The organism is Bacillus sp. FSL H8-0516 (assembly GCF_038635285.1).
GTDB lineage: Bacteria > Bacillota > Bacilli > Bacillales > Bacillaceae > Bacillus > Bacillus safensis.
On sequence record NZ_CP152051.1, the window covers coordinates 1,878,839 to 1,897,339 of the forward strand.

Annotated in this window: 10 protein-coding genes; 2 read left to right on the plus strand and 8 right to left on the minus strand. The window is 48.2% G+C overall.

From position 1 onward, the window contains the following. Nucleotides 1–86 precede the first annotated feature (86 nt). Complete coding sequence (locus MHB67_RS09345; RefSeq protein WP_047203394.1) at nucleotides 87–707, plus strand: GPR1/FUN34/YaaH family transporter; 621 nt, start codon at nucleotides 87–89, stop codon at nucleotides 705–707. 37 nt (nucleotides 708–744) lie between these two features. Here the strand turns inward: MHB67_RS09345 and MHB67_RS09350 are convergent, their stop codons facing one another. Then, on the minus strand, nucleotides 745–1,764 hold the full coding sequence (locus MHB67_RS09350) for an LLM class flavin-dependent oxidoreductase (protein WP_095408734.1): 1,020 nt from the start codon (nucleotides 1,762–1,764) through the stop codon (nucleotides 745–747). A 173-nt stretch (nucleotides 1,765–1,937) separates the two neighbouring features. On the opposite strand from MHB67_RS09350, the gene MHB67_RS09355 reads away from it, so the two are divergent. Continuing rightward, nucleotides 1,938–10,259 carry a hypothetical protein gene (locus MHB67_RS09355; RefSeq protein ID WP_342492483.1) on the plus strand — a complete coding sequence of 2,774 codons (8,322 nt, stop codon included), beginning with the start codon at nucleotides 1,938–1,940 and terminating at the stop codon, nucleotides 10,257–10,259. A gap of 20 nt (nucleotides 10,260–10,279) precedes the next feature. On the opposite strand, the gene MHB67_RS09360 is transcribed toward MHB67_RS09355, so the two are convergent. The 7 genes from MHB67_RS09360 to nirB form a co-directional block, all read right to left on the minus strand. Continuing rightward, nucleotides 10,280–10,840: a CatB-related O-acetyltransferase gene (locus MHB67_RS09360; protein ID WP_213405119.1), complete on the minus strand. Its 561-nt coding sequence runs from the start codon at nucleotides 10,838–10,840 to the stop codon at nucleotides 10,280–10,282. A gap of 64 nt (nucleotides 10,841–10,904) precedes the next feature. Beyond that, nucleotides 10,905–12,272: an MATE family efflux transporter gene (locus MHB67_RS09365; RefSeq protein WP_283859446.1), complete on the minus strand. Its 1,368-nt coding sequence runs from the start codon at nucleotides 12,270–12,272 to the stop codon at nucleotides 10,905–10,907. Between the two features lie 25 nt (nucleotides 12,273–12,297). Then, complete coding sequence (gene dacB, locus MHB67_RS09370; protein ID WP_172881143.1) at nucleotides 12,298–13,782, minus strand: D-alanyl-D-alanine carboxypeptidase/D-alanyl-D-alanine-endopeptidase; 1,485 nt, start codon at nucleotides 13,780–13,782, stop codon at nucleotides 12,298–12,300. A 126-nt stretch (nucleotides 13,783–13,908) separates the two neighbouring features. After that, a complete protein-coding gene (locus MHB67_RS09375; RefSeq protein ID WP_283859447.1) occupies nucleotides 13,909–14,883 on the minus strand; it encodes a pectinesterase family protein in 975 nt (324 codons plus the stop codon). 88 nt (nucleotides 14,884–14,971) lie between these two features. Beyond that, a complete protein-coding gene (locus MHB67_RS09380; protein ID WP_024422641.1) occupies nucleotides 14,972–15,673 on the minus strand; it encodes a DUF421 domain-containing protein in 702 nt (233 codons plus the stop codon). Between the two features lie 66 nt (nucleotides 15,674–15,739). After that, nucleotides 15,740–16,063 carry a nitrite reductase small subunit NirD gene (gene nirD, locus MHB67_RS09385; protein ID WP_024422642.1) on the minus strand — a complete coding sequence of 108 codons (324 nt, stop codon included), beginning with the start codon at nucleotides 16,061–16,063 and terminating at the stop codon, nucleotides 15,740–15,742. 23 nt (nucleotides 16,064–16,086) lie between these two features. Beyond that, the gene (gene nirB / locus MHB67_RS09390; protein WP_283859448.1) at nucleotides 16,087–18,498 is read right to left on the minus strand and encodes a nitrite reductase large subunit NirB; all 2,412 of its coding nucleotides are present in this window, start codon (nucleotides 18,496–18,498) and stop codon (nucleotides 16,087–16,089) included. Between the last annotated feature and the right edge of the window lie 3 nt (nucleotides 18,499–18,501).

The following is an 18,501-nucleotide window of genomic DNA, read 5'->3' on the forward strand; positions in this document are numbered from 1 at the left end:
GACGATGCAAGTGTCTACTAAAAAAGAGCTTGACGTTTCTATCGAATTCGAGTATCTTTTGTAAGTGCAAATTGTAGGAGGTCATTATGGAAAAACAGAATGTTCAAGCAATTCGATTATCAATTGCAGACCCAACACCACTTGGTTTGTTTGGTTTAGCAATGGTGACGCTCGTTGCGTCCTCACAAAAACTAGGAATCACAGATGGCACATCCCTTATTTTACCTTGGGCTATCTTCCTTGGAGGAATCGCGCAGCTGATCGCGTCCATACAAGATTCAAAGCATCATAATATTTTTGGAGCCACTGCCTTTGGCGCATTCGGTCTTTTCTGGATGGGTGTTGGAACGACTTGGCTCATTCAAGCTGGCGTTTTTGGGAAAACGCTTGCGGGAGCAGCAGATCCAAAACAGCTAGGTTTTGCGTTTGTTGGTTATTTGATTTTCAGCTTGTTTATGACGATTGGTGCAATGGAAACACATAAAGTGTTATTTTTGATTTTCGTCTTTATTGATTTCTTATTCATTGGTCTTTCCCTTAGCACTTTTGGTGTGATGTACGATGTGACTCATACCATGGCAGGTATTGCAGAATTGATCATTTCCCTGCTTTCATTTTATGGTTCTGCAGCTGTTGTCCTTAATACACATTTTGGTCGTATTGTTCTGCCAATCGGACAACCATTTCGCATTTTTACAAAAGCATAAATAAAAAAGAACTGCTCTGTGCAGTTCTTTTTTATGTTTATTTTTCTTGTGCCTCTTGAAAGATCTCTCCGATGATTTCATACGATCGCATTCTTTCTTGATGGTCAAACATATCCGAATTAATCATTAATTCATCTGCTTGAGTAGCTTCAACAAAGGCTTCTAATTCTTTTTTCACCTTTTCTTTATCCCCGATCATGGTTGAACTTAATTGTTCATCCACCATCGCCTTTTCATATGGGCTCCAAAGACCGTCCATGCTGTCGACAGGCGCCTTCAGTTTTCCTGGTGTGTTGCGAATGAGACTTAAAAAGCGCTGATAATGAGAGGTTGCCAAATATTCAGCCCGCTCTGTTTGATCTGCAGCAAAAACCGTCACACCGACCATGGCATAAGGCTCTTTTAACACATCAGAAGGTCTAAACGACTGTCTGTACAACTCTAACGCGGGAATTGTATTTTTAGGTGAGAAATGTGCTGCAAAGGCAAATGGCAATCCAAGTTCTCCTGCAAGTCTGGCGCTAAAACCACTTGAACCAAGGAGCCAAATTGGAATGTCCAGACCTTCTCCTGGAACAGCTCTTACATGTTTTTTAACCTGACCAGTCGGCTTGAAATATTGACGAAGTTCTTCAAGCTGCTCTGGGAAATCTTCTCCGTTATGAAGATTACGTCTAAGCGCTCTTGCTGTTAACTGATCTGTCCCTGGTGCTCTACCAAGACCTAAATCAATTCTCCCCGGATACAATGTTTCAAGTGTGCCAAATTGTTCAGCAATGACAAGTGAAGAGTGGTTTGGCAGCATAATCCCACCAGACCCTACTCGAATTTTTTCGGTTCCTCCCGCAATATACCCAATTAAAACGGACGTTGCAGAGCTCGCAACCCCTTCCATGTTATGGTGTTCTGCCAGCCAGTATCTATGATAGCCCCACTTCTCCGCCTTCTTTGCTAAATCCATACTACGCTCAAAAGATTCTTTAATGGTACCTCCTTCTGTCACAGAGGATAAATTTAAAACGGAATAGGCTTTGCCGTGTAAAACTGATTGACTCATAAATGATGTCCCCATTTCTGTCAAAAATCATACTATTTTATACTTTCAACACCATAACACAAATTCATGAAAGATTTAAATGATTTGATTCGATGATTTTCGAAATGATGATTTTCTAGGTTTTACTTCCAATTTGTAAATTTGCACATAGAATGAAATATCAATTTTAGGAGATGGGCAATTTGTACAATCAATTCGATCACAAATGTCCCTTTTGCGGTAAATACCATGAACTGCCTCATTACAAAAGATCACGTCATGACCGTCCTCGAAAAAGAGACTGTCCATTCATTAAACAAGAATACTCAAAACAAAATATATCTCAAGAGAATCAACCTTGCCACATTGCAAAAGGAATAAAACAATCAAAACCAAATCAAAGAGCTGGACCAAGAGGCCCGGCAGGCCCAGCCGGTCCCCCTGGACCAACCGGACCTACTGGACCTGCTGGCGGGTTAACCGGCGCCCTCCCTTTTGAGCCCTCACAATCAAAAGATTACGATGCAGGGCAAGTGGTCACATTTAATGGCAGTACTTACATTGCCAATGTTGACGATCCATCAGGAATACCTGGACTCTCCCCCGACTATACCCTTTTAGCTGCTTCTGGAGAAACTGGTCCTACAGGTCCTACTGGGATCGGATTAAGTGGTATTGAAGCCTATGATCCTGTTATGGCACCAACATATTCAGTAGGTCAAGTGGTCACTTATGGTGGTGGTACGTATATTGTGGATTCTGCACCACCTTCAGGTACGCCAGATACGTCGCCAGATTACACACTTTTAGCAGCACCAGGTGAAACTGGACCTACCGGCGCCACTGGTAGCACTGGGTCAACTGGAGATACTGGTAGCACTGGACCAACAGGTCCTACCGGGGCTACAGGGATTACTGGGTCAACTGGACCTACGGGCGCTACAGGGATCACTGGATCAACTGGTGATACAGGTGCTACAGGGATTACTGGATCAACTGGACCTGCCGGGGCAACTGGTATCACTGGAGCTACTGGAGCTACCGGACCTACAGGGGCTACAGGTATCACTGGGTCAACAGGTCCTACCGGCGCCACAGGGATCACCGGATTAACCGGCCCTACCGGTGCGACGGGGATCACTGGGTCAACTGGAGATACGGGCGCTACAGGGATTACTGGGTCAACTGGACCTACCGGCGCCACAGGGATTACTGGATCAACTGGTGATACGGGTGCCACGGGTAGCATTGGACCAACAGGTCCTACCGGGGCTACAGGTATCACTGGAGCTACCGGACCTACGGGTGCTACAGGGATTACTGGGTCAACTGGAGATACGGGCGCTACGGGTATTACCGGATCAACCGGCCTTACCGGTGCGACGGGGATCACTGGATCAACTGGTGATACGGGTGCTACAGGCAGCACTGGATCAACTGGTCCTACTGGTGCCACAGGGATCACCGGATTAACCGGACCTACCGGCGCTACAGGGATTACTGGATCAACTGGTGATACGGGTGCCACTGGTAGCACTGGATCAACTGGTCCTACTGGTGCCACAGGGATCACTGGATTAACCGGACCTACGGGCGCTACAGGGATTACTGGATCAACTGGTGATACGGGTGCCACTGGTAGCACTGGACCAACAGGTCCTACCGGCGCTACAGGGATCACTGGGTCAACAGGTCCTACCGGCGCCACTGGTAGCACTGGGTCAACTGGAGATACGGGCGCTACAGGTATCACTGGGTCAACCGGACCTACTGGTGCCACGGGGATTACTGGGTCAACCGGACCTACCGGCGCCACTGGTAGCACTGGGTCAACTGGAGATACGGGCGCCACGGGGATTACTGGATCAACTGGACCTACAGGCGCTACAGGGATTACTGGATCAACTGGTGATACGGGTGCCACTGGTAGCACTGGACCAACAGGTCCTACCGGCGCTACAGGTATCACTGGAGCTACCGGACCTACGGGCGCTACAGGGATTACTGGATCAACTGGTCCTACTGGTGCCACAGGGATCACCGGATTAACCGGACCTACCGGCGCTACAGGGATTACTGGATCAACTGGTGATACGGGTGCCACTGGTAGCACTGGACCAACAGGTCCTACCGGCGCTACAGGGATTACCGGATCAACTGGACCTACAGGCGCTACAGGGATTACCGGATCAACCGGCCCTACCGGGGCGACGGGGATCACTGGATCAACTGGAGATACGGGTGTCACTGGCAGCACTGGACCAACAGGTCCTACCGGGGCTACTGGTGATACGGGTGCTACAGGTATCACTGGATCAACTGGTCCTACTGGTGCCACAGGGATCACTGGATCAACTGGAGATACGGGTGCAACGGGGATCACTGGATCAACTGGTCCTACTGGTGCTACAGGCAGCACTGGATCAACTGGTGATACGGGTGCTACAGGCAGCACTGGATCAACTGGTGATACGGGTGCTACAGGCAGCACTGGATCAACTGGTCCTACTGGTGCCACAGGGATCACCGGATTAACCGGACCTACAGGCGCTACAGGGATTACTGGATCAACTGGTGATACGGGTGCTACAGGCAGCACTGGATCAACTGGTCCTACTGGTGCCACAGGGATCACCGGATTAACCGGACCTACAGGCGCTACAGGTATCACTGGATCAACTGGTGATACGGGTGCCACGGGTAGCACTGGACCAACAGGTCCTACCGGCGCTACAGGTATCACTGGGTCAACCGGACCTACTGGTGCTACAGGGATTACTGGGTCAACTGGTGATACGGGTGCCACGGGTAGTACTGGACCAACAGGTCCTACTGGTGCCACTGGCAGCACTGGACCAACAGGTCCTACCGGCGCTACAGGGATTACCGGAGCTACTGGACCTACCGGTGCCACGGGGATTACTGGGTCAACCGGACCTACAGGCGCCACGGGGATTACTGGATCAACTGGACCTACAGGCGCTACAGGGATCACTGGATCAACCGGACCTACAGGCGCTACGGGGATCAACGGATCAACTGGACCTACAGGCGCTACAGGGATTACCGGATCAACTGGACCTACAGGCGCTACAGGGATTACTGGATCAACTGGTGATACGGGTGCCACGGGTAGCACTGGACCAACAGGTCCTACCGGGGCTACAGGTATCACTGGATCAACCGGACCTACCGGCGCCACAGGGATCACTGGATCAACTGGTGATACAGGTGCTACAGGGATTACTGGATCAACTGGACCTGCCGGGGCAACTGGTATCACTGGAGCTACCGGACCTACAGGGGCTACAGGTATCACTGGGTCAACAGGTCCTACCGGCGCCACTGGTAGCACTGGGTCAACTGGAGATACGGGCGCCACGGGGATTACTGGATCAACTGGACCTACCGGCGCTACAGGGATTACTGGATCAACTGGTGATACGGGTGCCACGGGTAGCACTGGACCAACAGGTCCTACCGGCGCCACTGGTAGCACTGGGTCAACAGGTCCTACCGGCGCCACTGGTAGCACTGGGTCAACTGGAGATACGGGCGCTACAGGTATCACTGGGTCAACCGGACCTACTGGTGCCACGGGGATTACTGGGTCAACCGGACCTACCGGCGCCACTGGTAGCACTGGGTCAACTGGAGATACGGGCGCCACGGGGATTACTGGATCAACTGGACCTACAGGCGCTACAGGGATTACTGGATCAACTGGTGATACGGGTGCCACTGGTAGCACTGGACCAACAGGTCCTACCGGCGCTACAGGTATCACTGGAGCTACCGGACCTACGGGCGCTACAGGGATTACTGGATCAACTGGTCCTACTGGTGCCACAGGGATCACCGGATTAACCGGACCTACCGGCGCTACAGGGATTACTGGATCAACTGGTGATACGGGTGCCACTGGTAGCACTGGACCAACAGGTCCTACCGGCGCTACAGGTATCACTGGAGCTACCGGACCTACGGGTGCTACAGGGATTACTGGGTCAACTGGACCTACCGGCGCTACAGGTATCACTGGAGCTACGGGGATCACTGGATCAACTGGTGATACGGGTGCTACAGGCAGCACTGGATCAACTGGTCCTACTGGTGCCACAGGGATCACCGGATTAACCGGACCTACCGGCGCTACAGGGATTACTGGATCAACTGGTGATACGGGTGCCACTGGTAGCACTGGACCAACAGGTCCTACCGGCGCTACAGGGATTACCGGATCAACTGGACCTACAGGCGCTACAGGGATTACCGGATCAACCGGCCCTACCGGGGCGACGGGGATCACTGGATCAACTGGAGATACGGGTGTCACTGGCAGCACTGGACCAACAGGTCCTACCGGGGCTACTGGTGATACGGGTGCTACAGGTATCACTGGATCAACTGGTCCTACTGGTGCCACAGGGATCACTGGATCAACTGGAGATACGGGTGCAACGGGGATCACTGGATCAACTGGTCCTACTGGTGCTACAGGCAGCACTGGATCAACTGGTGATACGGGTGCTACAGGCAGCACTGGATCAACTGGTGATACGGGTGCTACAGGCAGCACTGGATCAACTGGTCCTACTGGTGCCACAGGGATCACCGGATTAACCGGACCTACAGGCGCTACAGGGATTACTGGATCAACTGGTGATACGGGTGCTACAGGCAGCACTGGATCAACTGGTCCTACTGGTGCCACAGGGATCACCGGATTAACCGGACCTACAGGCGCTACAGGGATCACTGGATCAACTGGTGATACGGGTGCCACGGGTAGCACTGGACCAACAGGTCCTACCGGCGCTACAGGGATCACTGGGTCAACCGGACCTACTGGTGCTACAGGGATTACTGGGTCAACTGGAGATACGGGTGCCACGGGTAGTACTGGACCAACAGGTCCTACTGGTGCCACTGGCAGCACTGGACCAACAGGTCCTACCGGCGCTACAGGGATTACCGGAGCTACTGGACCTACCGGTGCAACTGGTATCACTGGAGCTACCGGACCTACAGGGGCTACAGGTATCACTGGGTCAACAGGTCCTACCGGCGCCACTGGTAGCACTGGGTCAACTGGAGATACGGGCGCCACGGGGATTACTGGATCAACTGGACCTACCGGCGCTACAGGGATTACTGGATCAACTGGTGATACGGGTGCCACGGGTAGCACTGGACCAACAGGTCCTACCGGCGCCACGGGTAGCACTGGGTCAACTGGAGATACGGGCGCTACGGGTATTACCGGATCAACCGGACCTACCGGTGCGACGGGGATCACTGGATCAACTGGTGATACGGGTGCCACTGGTAGCACTGGATCAACTGGTCCTACTGGTGCCACAGGGATCACCGGATTAACCGGACCTACCGGCGCTACAGGGATTACTGGATCAACTGGTGATACGGGTGCCACTGGTAGCACTGGACCAACAGGTCCTACCGGCGCTACAGGTATCACTGGAGCTACCGGACCTACGGGTGCTACAGGGATTACTGGGTCAACTGGACCTACCGGCGCTACAGGTATCACTGGAGCTACGGGGATCACTGGATCAACTGGTGATACGGGTGCTACAGGCAGCACTGGATCAACTGGTCCTACTGGTGCCACAGGGATCACCGGATTAACCGGACCTACCGGCGCTACAGGGATTACTGGATCAACTGGTGATACGGGTGCCACTGGTAGCACTGGACCAACAGGTCCTACCGGCGCTACAGGTATCACTGGGTCAACCGGACCTACTGGTGCTACAGGGATTACTGGGTCAACCGGACCTACCGGGGCTACAGGCAGCACTGGATCAACTGGTCCTACTGGTGCCACGGGGATTACTGGGTCAACCGGACCTACCGGGGCTACAGGCAGCACTGGATCAACTGGTCCTACTGGTGCCACGGGGATTACTGGGTCAACCGGACCTACGGGTGCTACGGGGATCACTGGGTCAACTGGAGATACGGGTGCTACAGGGATTACCGGATCAACTGGTCCTACTGGTGCCACGGGGATTACTGGGTCAACCGGACCTACGGGTGCTACGGGGATCACTGGGTCAACTGGAGATACAGGTGCTACAGGGATTACCGGATCAACTGGACCTACAGGCGCTACAGGTATCACTGGAGCTACCGGACCTACGGGTGCTACGGGGATCACTGGATCAACTGGAGATACGGGTGCCACTGGCAGCACTGGACCAACAGGTCCTACCGGGGCTACTGGAGATACGGGTGCCACTGGTAGCACTGGGTCAACTGGAGATACGGGCGCTACGGGTATTACCGGATCAACTGGACCTACTGGGGCTACAGGGATTACTGGATCAACTGGAGATACGGGCGCTACGGGTATTACCGGATCAACAGGTCCTACCGGCGCTACAGGGATTACCGGATCAACCGGCCCTACCGGGGCTACAGGTATCACTGGAGCTACCGGACCTACAGGTGCTACGGGGATCACTGGATCAACTGGTGATACGGGTGCTACAGGTATCACTGGATCAACTGGTCCTACTGGTGCCACAGGGATCACCGGATTAACCGGACCTACGGGTGCTACGGGGATCACTGGATCAACTGGTCCTACTGGTGCCACAGGGATCACCGGATTAACCGGACCTACGGGTGCTACGGGGATCACTGGATCAACTGGTGATACAGGTGCTACAGGCAGCACTGGGTCAACTGGAGATACGGGCGCTACAGGGATTACCGGATCAACTGGACCTACAGGCGCTACAGGGATTACCGGATCAACCGGCCCTACCGGGGCGACGGGGATCACTGGATCAACTGGAGATACGGGTGTCACTGGCAGCACTGGACCAACAGGTCCTACCGGGGCTACTGGTGATACGGGTGCTACAGGTATCACTGGATCAACTGGTCCTACTGGTGCCACAGGGATCACTGGATCAACTGGAGATACGGGTGCAACGGGGATCACTGGATCAACTGGTCCTACTGGTGCTACAGGCAGCACTGGATCAACTGGTGATACGGGTGCTACAGGCAGCACTGGATCAACTGGTCCTACTGGTGCCACAGGGATCACCGGATTAACCGGACCTACAGGCGCTACAGGGATTACTGGATCAACTGGTGATACGGGTGCTACAGGCAGCACTGGATCAACTGGTCCTACTGGTGCCACAGGGATCACCGGATTAACCGGACCTACAGGGATTACTGGATCAACTGGTGATACGGGTGCCACGGGTAGCACTGGACCAACAGGTCCTACCGGCGCTACAGGTATCACTGGGTCAACCGGACCTACTGGTGCTACAGGGATTACTGGGTCAACTGGAGATACGGGTGCCACGGGTAGTACTGGACCAACAGGTCCTACTGGTGCCACTGGCAGCACTGGACCAACAGGTCCTACCGGCGCTACAGGGATTACCGGAGCTACTGGACCTACCGGTGCAACTGGTATCACTGGAGCTACCGGACCTACAGGCGCTACAGGTATCACTGGATCAACTGGACCTACAGGCGCCACGGGGATCACTGGATCAACTGGACCTACCGGTGCCACGGGGATTACTGGGTCAACCGGACCTACCGGTGCCACGGGGATTACTGGATCAACTGGACCTACAGGTGCCACGGGGATTACTGGGTCAACCGGACCTACCGGTGCCACGGGGATTACTGGATCAACTGGACCTACAGGCGCTACAGGGATCACTGGATCAACCGGACCTACAGGCGCTACGGGGATCACCGGATCAACTGGACCTACAGGCGCTACAGGGATTACCGGATCAACTGGACCTACAGGCGCTACAGGGATCACTGGATCAACTGGACCTACAGGCGCTACAGGGATCACTGGATCAACTGGACCTACAGGCGCCACGGGGATCACTGGATCAACTGGACCTACAGGGATCACTGGAGCTACTGGCCCTACCGGTGCCACAGGCAACACTGGACCTACAGGACCTACCGGTGCGACGGGGATCACCGGAACAACTGGTGATACGGGTGCTACAGGTATCACTGGGGCTACAGGACCTACTGGTGCAACGGGTATCACCGGGGCTACTGGACCTACTGGAACAGGTGGTTTTACAGATACTGCACTTTATGCTGCTAATAGTTCTGGACCTACCATTGTTACTGTAGCCGCTGGAACGAATATTCCTCTGCCAAACTTTCAAAACATTACTGGTTTTACAGCAAACGGCACAAGCACTGTTTTTACCGTTCTGCAAACTGGTAAATATTATATTACGTATCAAGTCAACACCACTACAGCTCTTTTGATTAGTACACGTTTGCTTTTAAATGGAGCAACTACTATTTCTGGTTCTGTTCAATCACCTGTTATCTCAACTTCATTAATCAACAACACTGTTATTGTTAATTTAACAGCTGGTAATACCATCTCACTGCAGTTTTTTGGGGCGGTTGTCACAGCTATTTTAGTTGGCGGAGGTGGTGCTGCTGGAGCAGCCTTGACCATCATACGGCTTAGCTAAACAAAAAAAGAAAGGCTTTTTCAGCCTTTCTTTTTTATGTCTTCTATGACATTTATACATTGTTCAATATCATCAGATTGTAAAAGGTGAAAAATAGATTGGATGACGGTAAACTCTAAATTCCACCATTCTACTAACTGCAGTTTTTTGATTATTTCGGATGAAAAGCGATATTTCATGAGCTGCTGGGGATTTCCTGCGGCAATTGCATATGGCGGCACATCTTTTGTGATCACACTATTTGCGCCGATCACGGCCCCGTTTCCTATACATACTCCTGACATAATCGTCGCACCATATCCAATCCATACGTCATGTCCAATATGAACATCTCCCTTCGATTTGGGGTGTCCTTTAATGTGGGCAGCTTCGTTGAAGATTTGATTAAACGGATACGTTGTGACCCAATCTGTACGGTGTTCACCACCTAGAAAAATTTTCACTTCGTTTGCAATGGAACAAAACTTCCCAATATTTAATGTCGTTCCTTCCCCCCAAGTCAACACTTGGAAATCTGGCCCGGCATAAGAAAAGTCACCGATATTGTGCGAGCTTAGATCACTTCTTTGATTCAAAAACATAGAAGATCCGGCCTCCTTAAAAGTGATAGATCTTCGTATGTATATGCTGCTCTACACCTTCACATTATGATTGAACAAGCGCTACAATCTGTTTTTTCTTCCATACGAGCTGATAGTAGCTGTATTGGAGGATTAAGTTTACAAAGAAAGCTGCAGGGTAGCCAATCCATATTCCTTTAATGCCAAGGGATGTATAGTGTGATAGCACATAAGCGACTGGTACTTCTACAAGCCAAATGGAACAAATACTAAAGATTGTCGGCCATAGAACCGTCCCGCTTGCTCTCATTGTGGCTGCAACAATTTGGGCCGTTCCAAAAATGAGATAGCTCCATAGTGTAATGACGACCAAACTATAGGCAATGTCTATCGTCTTAGGATCTGTTAAAAAGATAGATAAAATCTGCGGTGCAAAAATATAAACGAAAATAATGATACATCCGCCTATGGCGAAGTTAAGCCCTAACCCAATCTTAATGACATCTTTCAATCGATTCATATTCCCTGCACCAATGAATTGTGCTGCAAAAATCGAGACCGCAATGCCAAGACTCACTGCCGGCATCTGCACATAACTCACGACTTGATTGACAACACCATAGGCTGCTGTCGCCTGTGATCCATAATCGTTAACGAAAGAAATAACGGCAATTTCTGATAAAGAAATGAGGATCATATTAATGCTTGATGGGATACTGAGCTTTAATAACGTTTTTAATAGATCCCCTTTCATCAATAAATGCTTTCTAACTGAAGCATCAATGCGAAGCGGGTGCTTTGTCTTATATAAATAGATATGTAGAATAATAAACGTCACAATTGTTGAAATCACAGAAGCATACGCAGCGCCATATAAGCCGAACGCCGGCAGTCCCAGCCAGCCAAATAATAAAATGGGCAGCATCAAAATATTCGTTGCCGTACTAATCATTAAGAAATAAAATGGTGTTTTCGAATCCCCTGTCCCTCGCAAGAAGGTCGTATAAACAAAATAAAGAAATAAGATCGGCATTGAGATGAATAGAATTCTGGCATAGCCCGCACTTTCCTCCACGATATTAGCGGGTGTTCCCATGAGGTTTAAGATATCTGTTGCGAAAAAACCTCCAATGATCGCTAAAGATACTCCGATCAAAAAAGTAAATGAAAGTGTTGTGCCAATAATTTCTTTTAATTTCTGTTCATTTTTTGCCCCGTACGCTTGTCCAATAAGGATCGAGCTTCCCGATCCAATTCCAATGGAAAAAGAAACGAGTAAAAAGAAAAGCGGAAAGAATGCAGAAATGGCAGCTACTGCATCCTCTCCAATCCATCTCCCGACAAGAACAATGGACACTAACTGTCCGATCGATTGCAAAATATTGCTTAGCAAAAGCGGGATGAGAAAAATGGACATGGTTTTTACTAAAGATTGATTGTTATCTAACGTCATGATGGTTCTCCTTCTCTCTCTAAATCTAAAGATTCTCAGCTAATATGCTGACAATACGATCTTCTATCTCTTTCCCTTTTTCGTCATCAACAAGGTGATTTAATAAAATGGAAAAAGCGAGCGTTTTTCCGCCCTGCGTGTCAATATATCCAGAAAGTGTGCTGACCGTTGTTAACGACCCTGTTTTTGCACGTACTTTTTCTAGTGTAGCTGGTTCCTTCAATCTGTTCCTTAACGTCCCTCCGACCATTCGTTCACTTGCCCCTGCTAAAGGGAGCGCATGTTCATAGGTTTTAAACCATTTTTCCTTTTGAATGTTTGTCAAAAATAAAGTGAACTGGTTAGCGGAGACAAGGTTAATAGGTGATATCCCCGATCCGTCACGCAGCACTGCAAACGAAGGATCAACGCCAAACGCAGGAAGCCGTTCATTCATGACGTCCAGCCCAGCTTCAAAGCTCCCTTTGTTCTTCACTTTTTTGCCTAGTTCCTTTAGCAAAATTTCTGCATGGGTATTGTTGCTTAATTTCATCATAGGAACAAGCAGCTCTGATAATGGCATCGATGTATGGGAAGCAATTTTTTTGGCTTTTTTAGGAACTTGTTTTGATTTCAGCGGTCCCTTCACTTGAATCCCTTCCGCCTTTAACGCTCGTTTCATTAAGTCTAAAGCATAGGCGGACGGATCCCATAAAGCTACCCATTGTTTAGATGAGCTTGCTTTAACCGGAATGGTTCCAGTCAACGTTATCTTGTTGGTTCCGTGAGAGCGCTTAAAAGAAATTTTCTTTTTTCCGCCTTCTGGAACGGTTTTCACTTGATTGATGACTTGAGCGACATCCGTCTTCGGGATCATATCATAGGCGGCTTTCTGTCCTGCTTTTTTTCCTGGTTTTACTTCGAGAATCACGGTCCCTGCATCATAATCTAGATTCGGTGAAGCAGTGAGAGCAGAAATTTGTGCACCGTAATATTGATCCTCATCACTCCAAGGCAGATCAATGGAATATCTCGTGTCATCAAACCAAGTATCATCTGCCGCAAGCTGTCCGCGAATGGTATGTATTCCGGCCTTTTTGACCTGTTTGGCGAGTGCTGCAAAATCCTCCTCTAATAAAGTCGGATCGCCGGTGCCACGAAGATAAAGGCTGCCATGTAGCGTTTTCTTTTGAATAGAACCATCCATCCAGATGTCTGTAGGGAATGTGTGTGTTTCTCCAAGTATATCAAGTGCGATGGCTGATGTGAGCAGTTTCATATTAGAAGCAGGAGTAAGACGAATATCGGCTTGATGTTCATAAATAAGGGAGGTGTCAGAAGTATCGCGGACGCTGATGCCAGAGATCGCGCCCTCTAAATCAGGTGCTGTTCGTATGAATTCGTCTAAAGCTGTCATCCATTGAAGTGAATCGTCACGAGCTTTGAGTTGTTCATCTTTCGCTGAAAAAGGGAGAAATAAAATCGACAGGATACATATTTGTAAAAACATGAGCTGTGAAAAACGCTTCACGCAATCCCTCCTTTTTGTTGCAGCCAATTTTAGAAGAATATGTTCATTATACACAAAAGAACGTTTGTTCTCAAAGGTTTTTTAAACAGAAAAGTCAGCTTTCTTTGACGAAAACTGACAAGCCCTTTACCTCTTTTCTGGATTCCAGCCATCGGCTCCGCCAAGAACAGCCTGAACTGTGATTTGACTTGCTTCATTTTGGGTTAAAATGGTTGACCATTTTACGCGGTTTGCTGGACTGCTTCCTGCTCCTGTCGATCCAAATTCTTTGTACCTGGCTGTTCTTTCGTTGTCACGGTTATCCCAGTTATGCCATCCCTCGGCTTTTATATGGTCATCCATTTTTGTATGGAGGAATGTCACAGCCGAATAAGGTCTCCACGGACGTCCTAAATAAACCGATTGCGCAGCTGCCGTTCCCTTTTTCAACGTAGAATCTATGAATACATAGCCGTACCTTTGTGCTTCTGTTGTGGATGCTGCAGTAATATACCCATTTCCAAGACTTTTTATTTCAGCTCTTTTAAACACAGCTGTGGCTGATCCAAAAATAAAATCGACCGTGCCTTCAATATAGCAGTTTTCGTAATATTGCCGCCCAGTGCCTGTTGCATAAAGTGTATCTTGATAGCCTAACACACGTATTTGTTTAAACACAGCCCGGTCGCCAGACACATACAGTGCAACTGCCTGACCCACATGTCTGCCAGCTGTATTTTGAAAGGTGATATTTTCTGCATAAAAATCGTGTGCACGAATCATTGTGCTTGAGCTGTTTGTTGTACTCCCAGTGCTTGCATTTGTATCATCATACGTAAGAATCGTCTTGTGCTGGTTTTCGCCAATAAAAGATACGTGTGGTTTATTTTGCGGAAGCAATATTTTTTCTTTATATACGCCATTTTTAATATAGATCGTTGCCGGTTGTTGATTGTTTGCTGGAATCGCATCAATGGCAGACTGAACGGTGCGGTATGTCCCGCTTCCCTTTTGATCAACGACAAGGACGCGGTTATGCCCGGCTTCTGCTGCTTGAAGTGAAGCTGGGTCAAAAAGAAAGAAAGACAAGACCATGACCATCCATACGTTTCTAAATTTCATCACATATCTCCCCCTCATTTTGTGAACGTTTTCATCAAACATTCTTTTTGATCCTATTCCGTACACGCACAAAAAAACACCCACGTTTTTATGTTGTGGATGTTTTTTTAGACTTTTCATATTGCATCGCATAAATCCCTTCATTTTCAATCCATTCACAAAATAGAACGTCTCGATAAGAGGAAATATGCTGCTTTTTTAATTGCTCATTCAGCCAGGATTCATCAAAACCGGCTTCTTGAAGATCTTTTTTTAAAATTTCGCCGTCAATAATAAACGTTCTAGGCAATTTCACTTCTTTTCCCTTCACGTTCACATCTTCGGCTGTGGCTGGGGCGTATTTCATTTTCGGAAGAACGCTGACAGAGCCGTCCGTTTCCAAAATAGCATATTCAATTTCATTCAGGGCAAAATGGCCTTTTGCGCGAACCAGTGTCTGCAGCTGATTGATATCAAGCATATTTTTCTTCAACCGGTTGTAGTGAATCTTCCCCTTATCAATCACAAGAGTAGGTCTTCCTTCTAAAAAAGCGCGAATGGATTTAAAGCGCTGTGAAAGCCATTCAACTGTATAAATGAGAACGCCCCATACTGCAACAGCAAATAAAATGTGCTGAATCCTGACTTCCGGATCAAAAATAGCGTTTCCGACCATTTCGCCTAAAATTAGTGCAGAAATGAAATCAAACGGTGTGATTTGTGCAAATTGTGTTTTCCCTAATAATTTTGTAATAAAAAATAAAGCGAAAAATCCGATTAAGAGTTCAATCAAAATATTAACGAACGGCACAAAAATTCCTTCCTTTCTTGCTGCATTTATATACAGCATATACATGAAAGGAAGGATCTAAACCATTTATGAAGGCAATAAAATAAAGACATTGTCCCCTTCAACGAATGTTTCATATGTTTTAACGCATCCGTGGTCTGGTGCTTGAACGTTTCCTGATGAAAGATCAATTTTCCAATCATGCATTGGACAGAAAACGTGATTGCCGCTGACCATGCCTTCAGCCAGAACGCCGCCTTTATGAGGACAGCGATTTTCAATGGCTTTGAACTGCTTATTAGAAGTTTGAAAAACAGCTAATTCAAGTGTACCGGCTTCAACTGTTTTCCCTAGCTGGAGCGGAAAATCTGATAGGGTGCCAATGTGAACTTTAACAACTGAAACTGTCATATGATCTCATCCCTTCAATTGATTTATACGGAAGCCGTCGCTTTTTGAAATAATTGTCTCGTGTCTTTTTGGCTCTCGCGAAGCTCCTGCCAAGGCTCTTCATATGTTGAAAGCGCAATGTTCATTCTTTCGATTAAGGCTGCTCGTTTTTCATCATCCAGGAGTACTGATTGAATATGATCTAACCCAAGTCGCTCAACCCAAGCAGAAGTTCTTTCTAAATAATTTGCCGTTTCTCTGTAATATTGAAGGTATGCTGCGGCCATTTGCTCTACTTCTTCTGCTGTACTGACCTTCATTAATAAATCTCCAGCCCGCAGGTGTGTGCCGCCATTTCCGCCGGCGTACAATTCAAACCCTCCATCTATCCCCACGATACCGAGGTCTTTAATTCCGGACTCTGCACAGTTTCTCGGACAAGCAGAGACGGCCATTTTTACTTTATGCGGTGTCGCAAGACCTTCAAATTTCTTTTCAAGTGCAATTCCAAGAGCCATGGAGTCCTGCGTGCCGAACCTGCAAAATTGTTCTCCAACACATGTTTTAACTGTTCTTAAAGATTTCCCATAAGCATAACCCGATGGCATATCTAGATCCGCCCACACTTTTGGTAAATCTTCTTTTTTGACACCTAGAAGGTCAATACGCTGACCGCCAGTCATTTTCACAAGCGGTATTTCATATTTGTCGACGACATCGGCTATTTTCCTCAAGTCATTTGCATTGGTGACGCCGCCGTACATTCGCGGAACAACTGAATAGGTACCATCGTTTTGAATATTGGCATGCATCCGTTCATTTACAAAGCGTGAGCTCTTTTCATCTTTGTATTCAAGTGGATAAAGCATGCCTAAATAATAATTCAGTGCAGGTCGGCATTTTGAACAGCCCTCTTCTGTATTCCAGTCAAGTACATTCATTACTTCTTTGACATGCTGCAAGCCTTTTTCTTTGATTTCATGAATGACTTCATCTCGTGAAAGAGTGGTGCAGGCGCAGATGGTTTCTTTTTGGGCTGTCCGGCTTGCATCCTCACCTAGCGTATGCCAAAGAATCTCTTCGACAACAGGCTGACAGCCTCCGCAAGATCGTGAGGCACTTGTACATTGCTTGACTTCCTGAAACGTTGTTAAGCCTTCTTTCTGAATGGCTTCTACAATCTGCCCTTTTGACACGCCATTACAGCCGCAAACGATATGGTCGTTTGCCATGCTGTCAATCGTGCTTTCTTGCGCCGAATCATTGGAGGTTAAGACAGATACCTTCTCCATATCCGACATATCTATTCCTTCTTTAATGTACGAGAATAAACGAGGTCCGTCGCTTGTTTCTCCAAACATGACGGCGCCTACTAATCGGTTTTGCTGGAAGACGAGTTTTTGATAGATGCCTTTTTGTTCGTCAAAAATTTTGATCGCCTTTTTCTCATCGTTTTCAATAAAATCACCAGCTGAAAATACATCAACTCCAGATACTTTCAGCTGTGTTGACAGAACAGAGCCTTCATATGGAGCAGGGTTCAAGCCGCATACATGCTTGGCAAGTACAGCCGCTTGATCGTATAAAGGAGCAACTAATCCGTACGTTTGTCCCCTGTGTTCCACACATTCGCCGACGGCATAAATGCCCGGTACACTTGTTTCCATGAAATCATTGACAATAATACCTCGGTTCACTTCAAGCCCGCTTATTTCTGCAAGCATTTTACTTGGTTTAATTCCCGCAGCCATGACGACTAGGTCTGTCTCAAGTGTAGTGCCGTCTGAAAATGATAATCCTTCTACTCTTGTATCTCCTAAAATCTCATTTGTCTGTTTTCCAAGCAGGAATTTCATCCCCTGTTCTTCTAATGCTTTTTGAAGAAGCTGGCCTGCAATAGGGTCTAGCTGGCGTTCCATTAAATGAGAGCTGAGATGAATGACATTCACTTCCATGCCTAAGTTTAATAGGCCGCGTGCTGCTTCAAGCCCAAGGAGTCCGCCTCCGATGACTGCTGCTTTTTTGTACATGGTAGAGGCATTGACCATTTCCTCAGTGTCTTGCAATGTACGAAAAGCCGTTACGCCTTTTTTATCACTCCCTGGAATTGGCAGGATGAATGGAAGGGACCCTGTTGCTAAAATCAATCGGTCATAATTCACGGTCCGTCCTTGATCACTGGTGACTGTTTGGTTCTCTGTATCGATCTTCACAATGGTCTCGTTTGTAAACAGCTGAATATCATGCTTTTGATACCAGTTCCAATCGTTTAACGTAATATCTTCGACTTTCGTATCCCCTTGAAGCACTTTCGATAAAAGAATTCGGTTATAGTTAGGATGCGGTTCAGTCCCAAATACCGTCATGTCGAATCGTTCGCCGTCTGTTTTTAAAATGTTTTCAAGGCTTCGAATGCCCGCCATACCATTCCCCACTAATACGAGTTTTTCTTTCATGAA

What these genes read in the sequence shown, in the direction of transcription:
- MHB67_RS09345 (WP_047203394.1), top strand. Translation starts at nt 87, where the DNA reads ATGGAAAAACAGAATGTTCAAGCAATTCGATTATCAATTGCAGACCCA.
- nirD (WP_024422642.1), bottom strand. Translation starts at nt 16,063, where the DNA reads ATGACAGTTTCAGTTGTTAAAGTTCACATTGGCACCCTATCAGATTTT.
- nirB (WP_283859448.1), bottom strand. Translation starts at nt 18,498, where the DNA reads ATGAAAGAAAAACTCGTATTAGTGGGGAATGGTATGGCGGGCATTCGA.
- MHB67_RS09360 (WP_213405119.1), bottom strand. Translation starts at nt 10,840, where the DNA reads ATGTTTTTGAATCAAAGAAGTGATCTAAGCTCGCACAATATCGGTGAC.
- MHB67_RS09355 (WP_342492483.1), top strand. Translation starts at nt 1,938, where the DNA reads ATGGGCAATTTGTACAATCAATTCGATCACAAATGTCCCTTTTGCGGT.
- MHB67_RS09365 (WP_283859446.1), bottom strand. Translation starts at nt 12,272, where the DNA reads ATGACGTTAGATAACAATCAATCTTTAGTAAAAACCATGTCCATTTTT.
- MHB67_RS09350 (WP_095408734.1), bottom strand. Translation starts at nt 1,764, where the DNA reads ATGAGTCAATCAGTTTTACACGGCAAAGCCTATTCCGTTTTAAATTTA.
- MHB67_RS09375 (WP_283859447.1), bottom strand. Translation starts at nt 14,883, where the DNA reads ATGAAATTTAGAAACGTATGGATGGTCATGGTCTTGTCTTTCTTTCTT.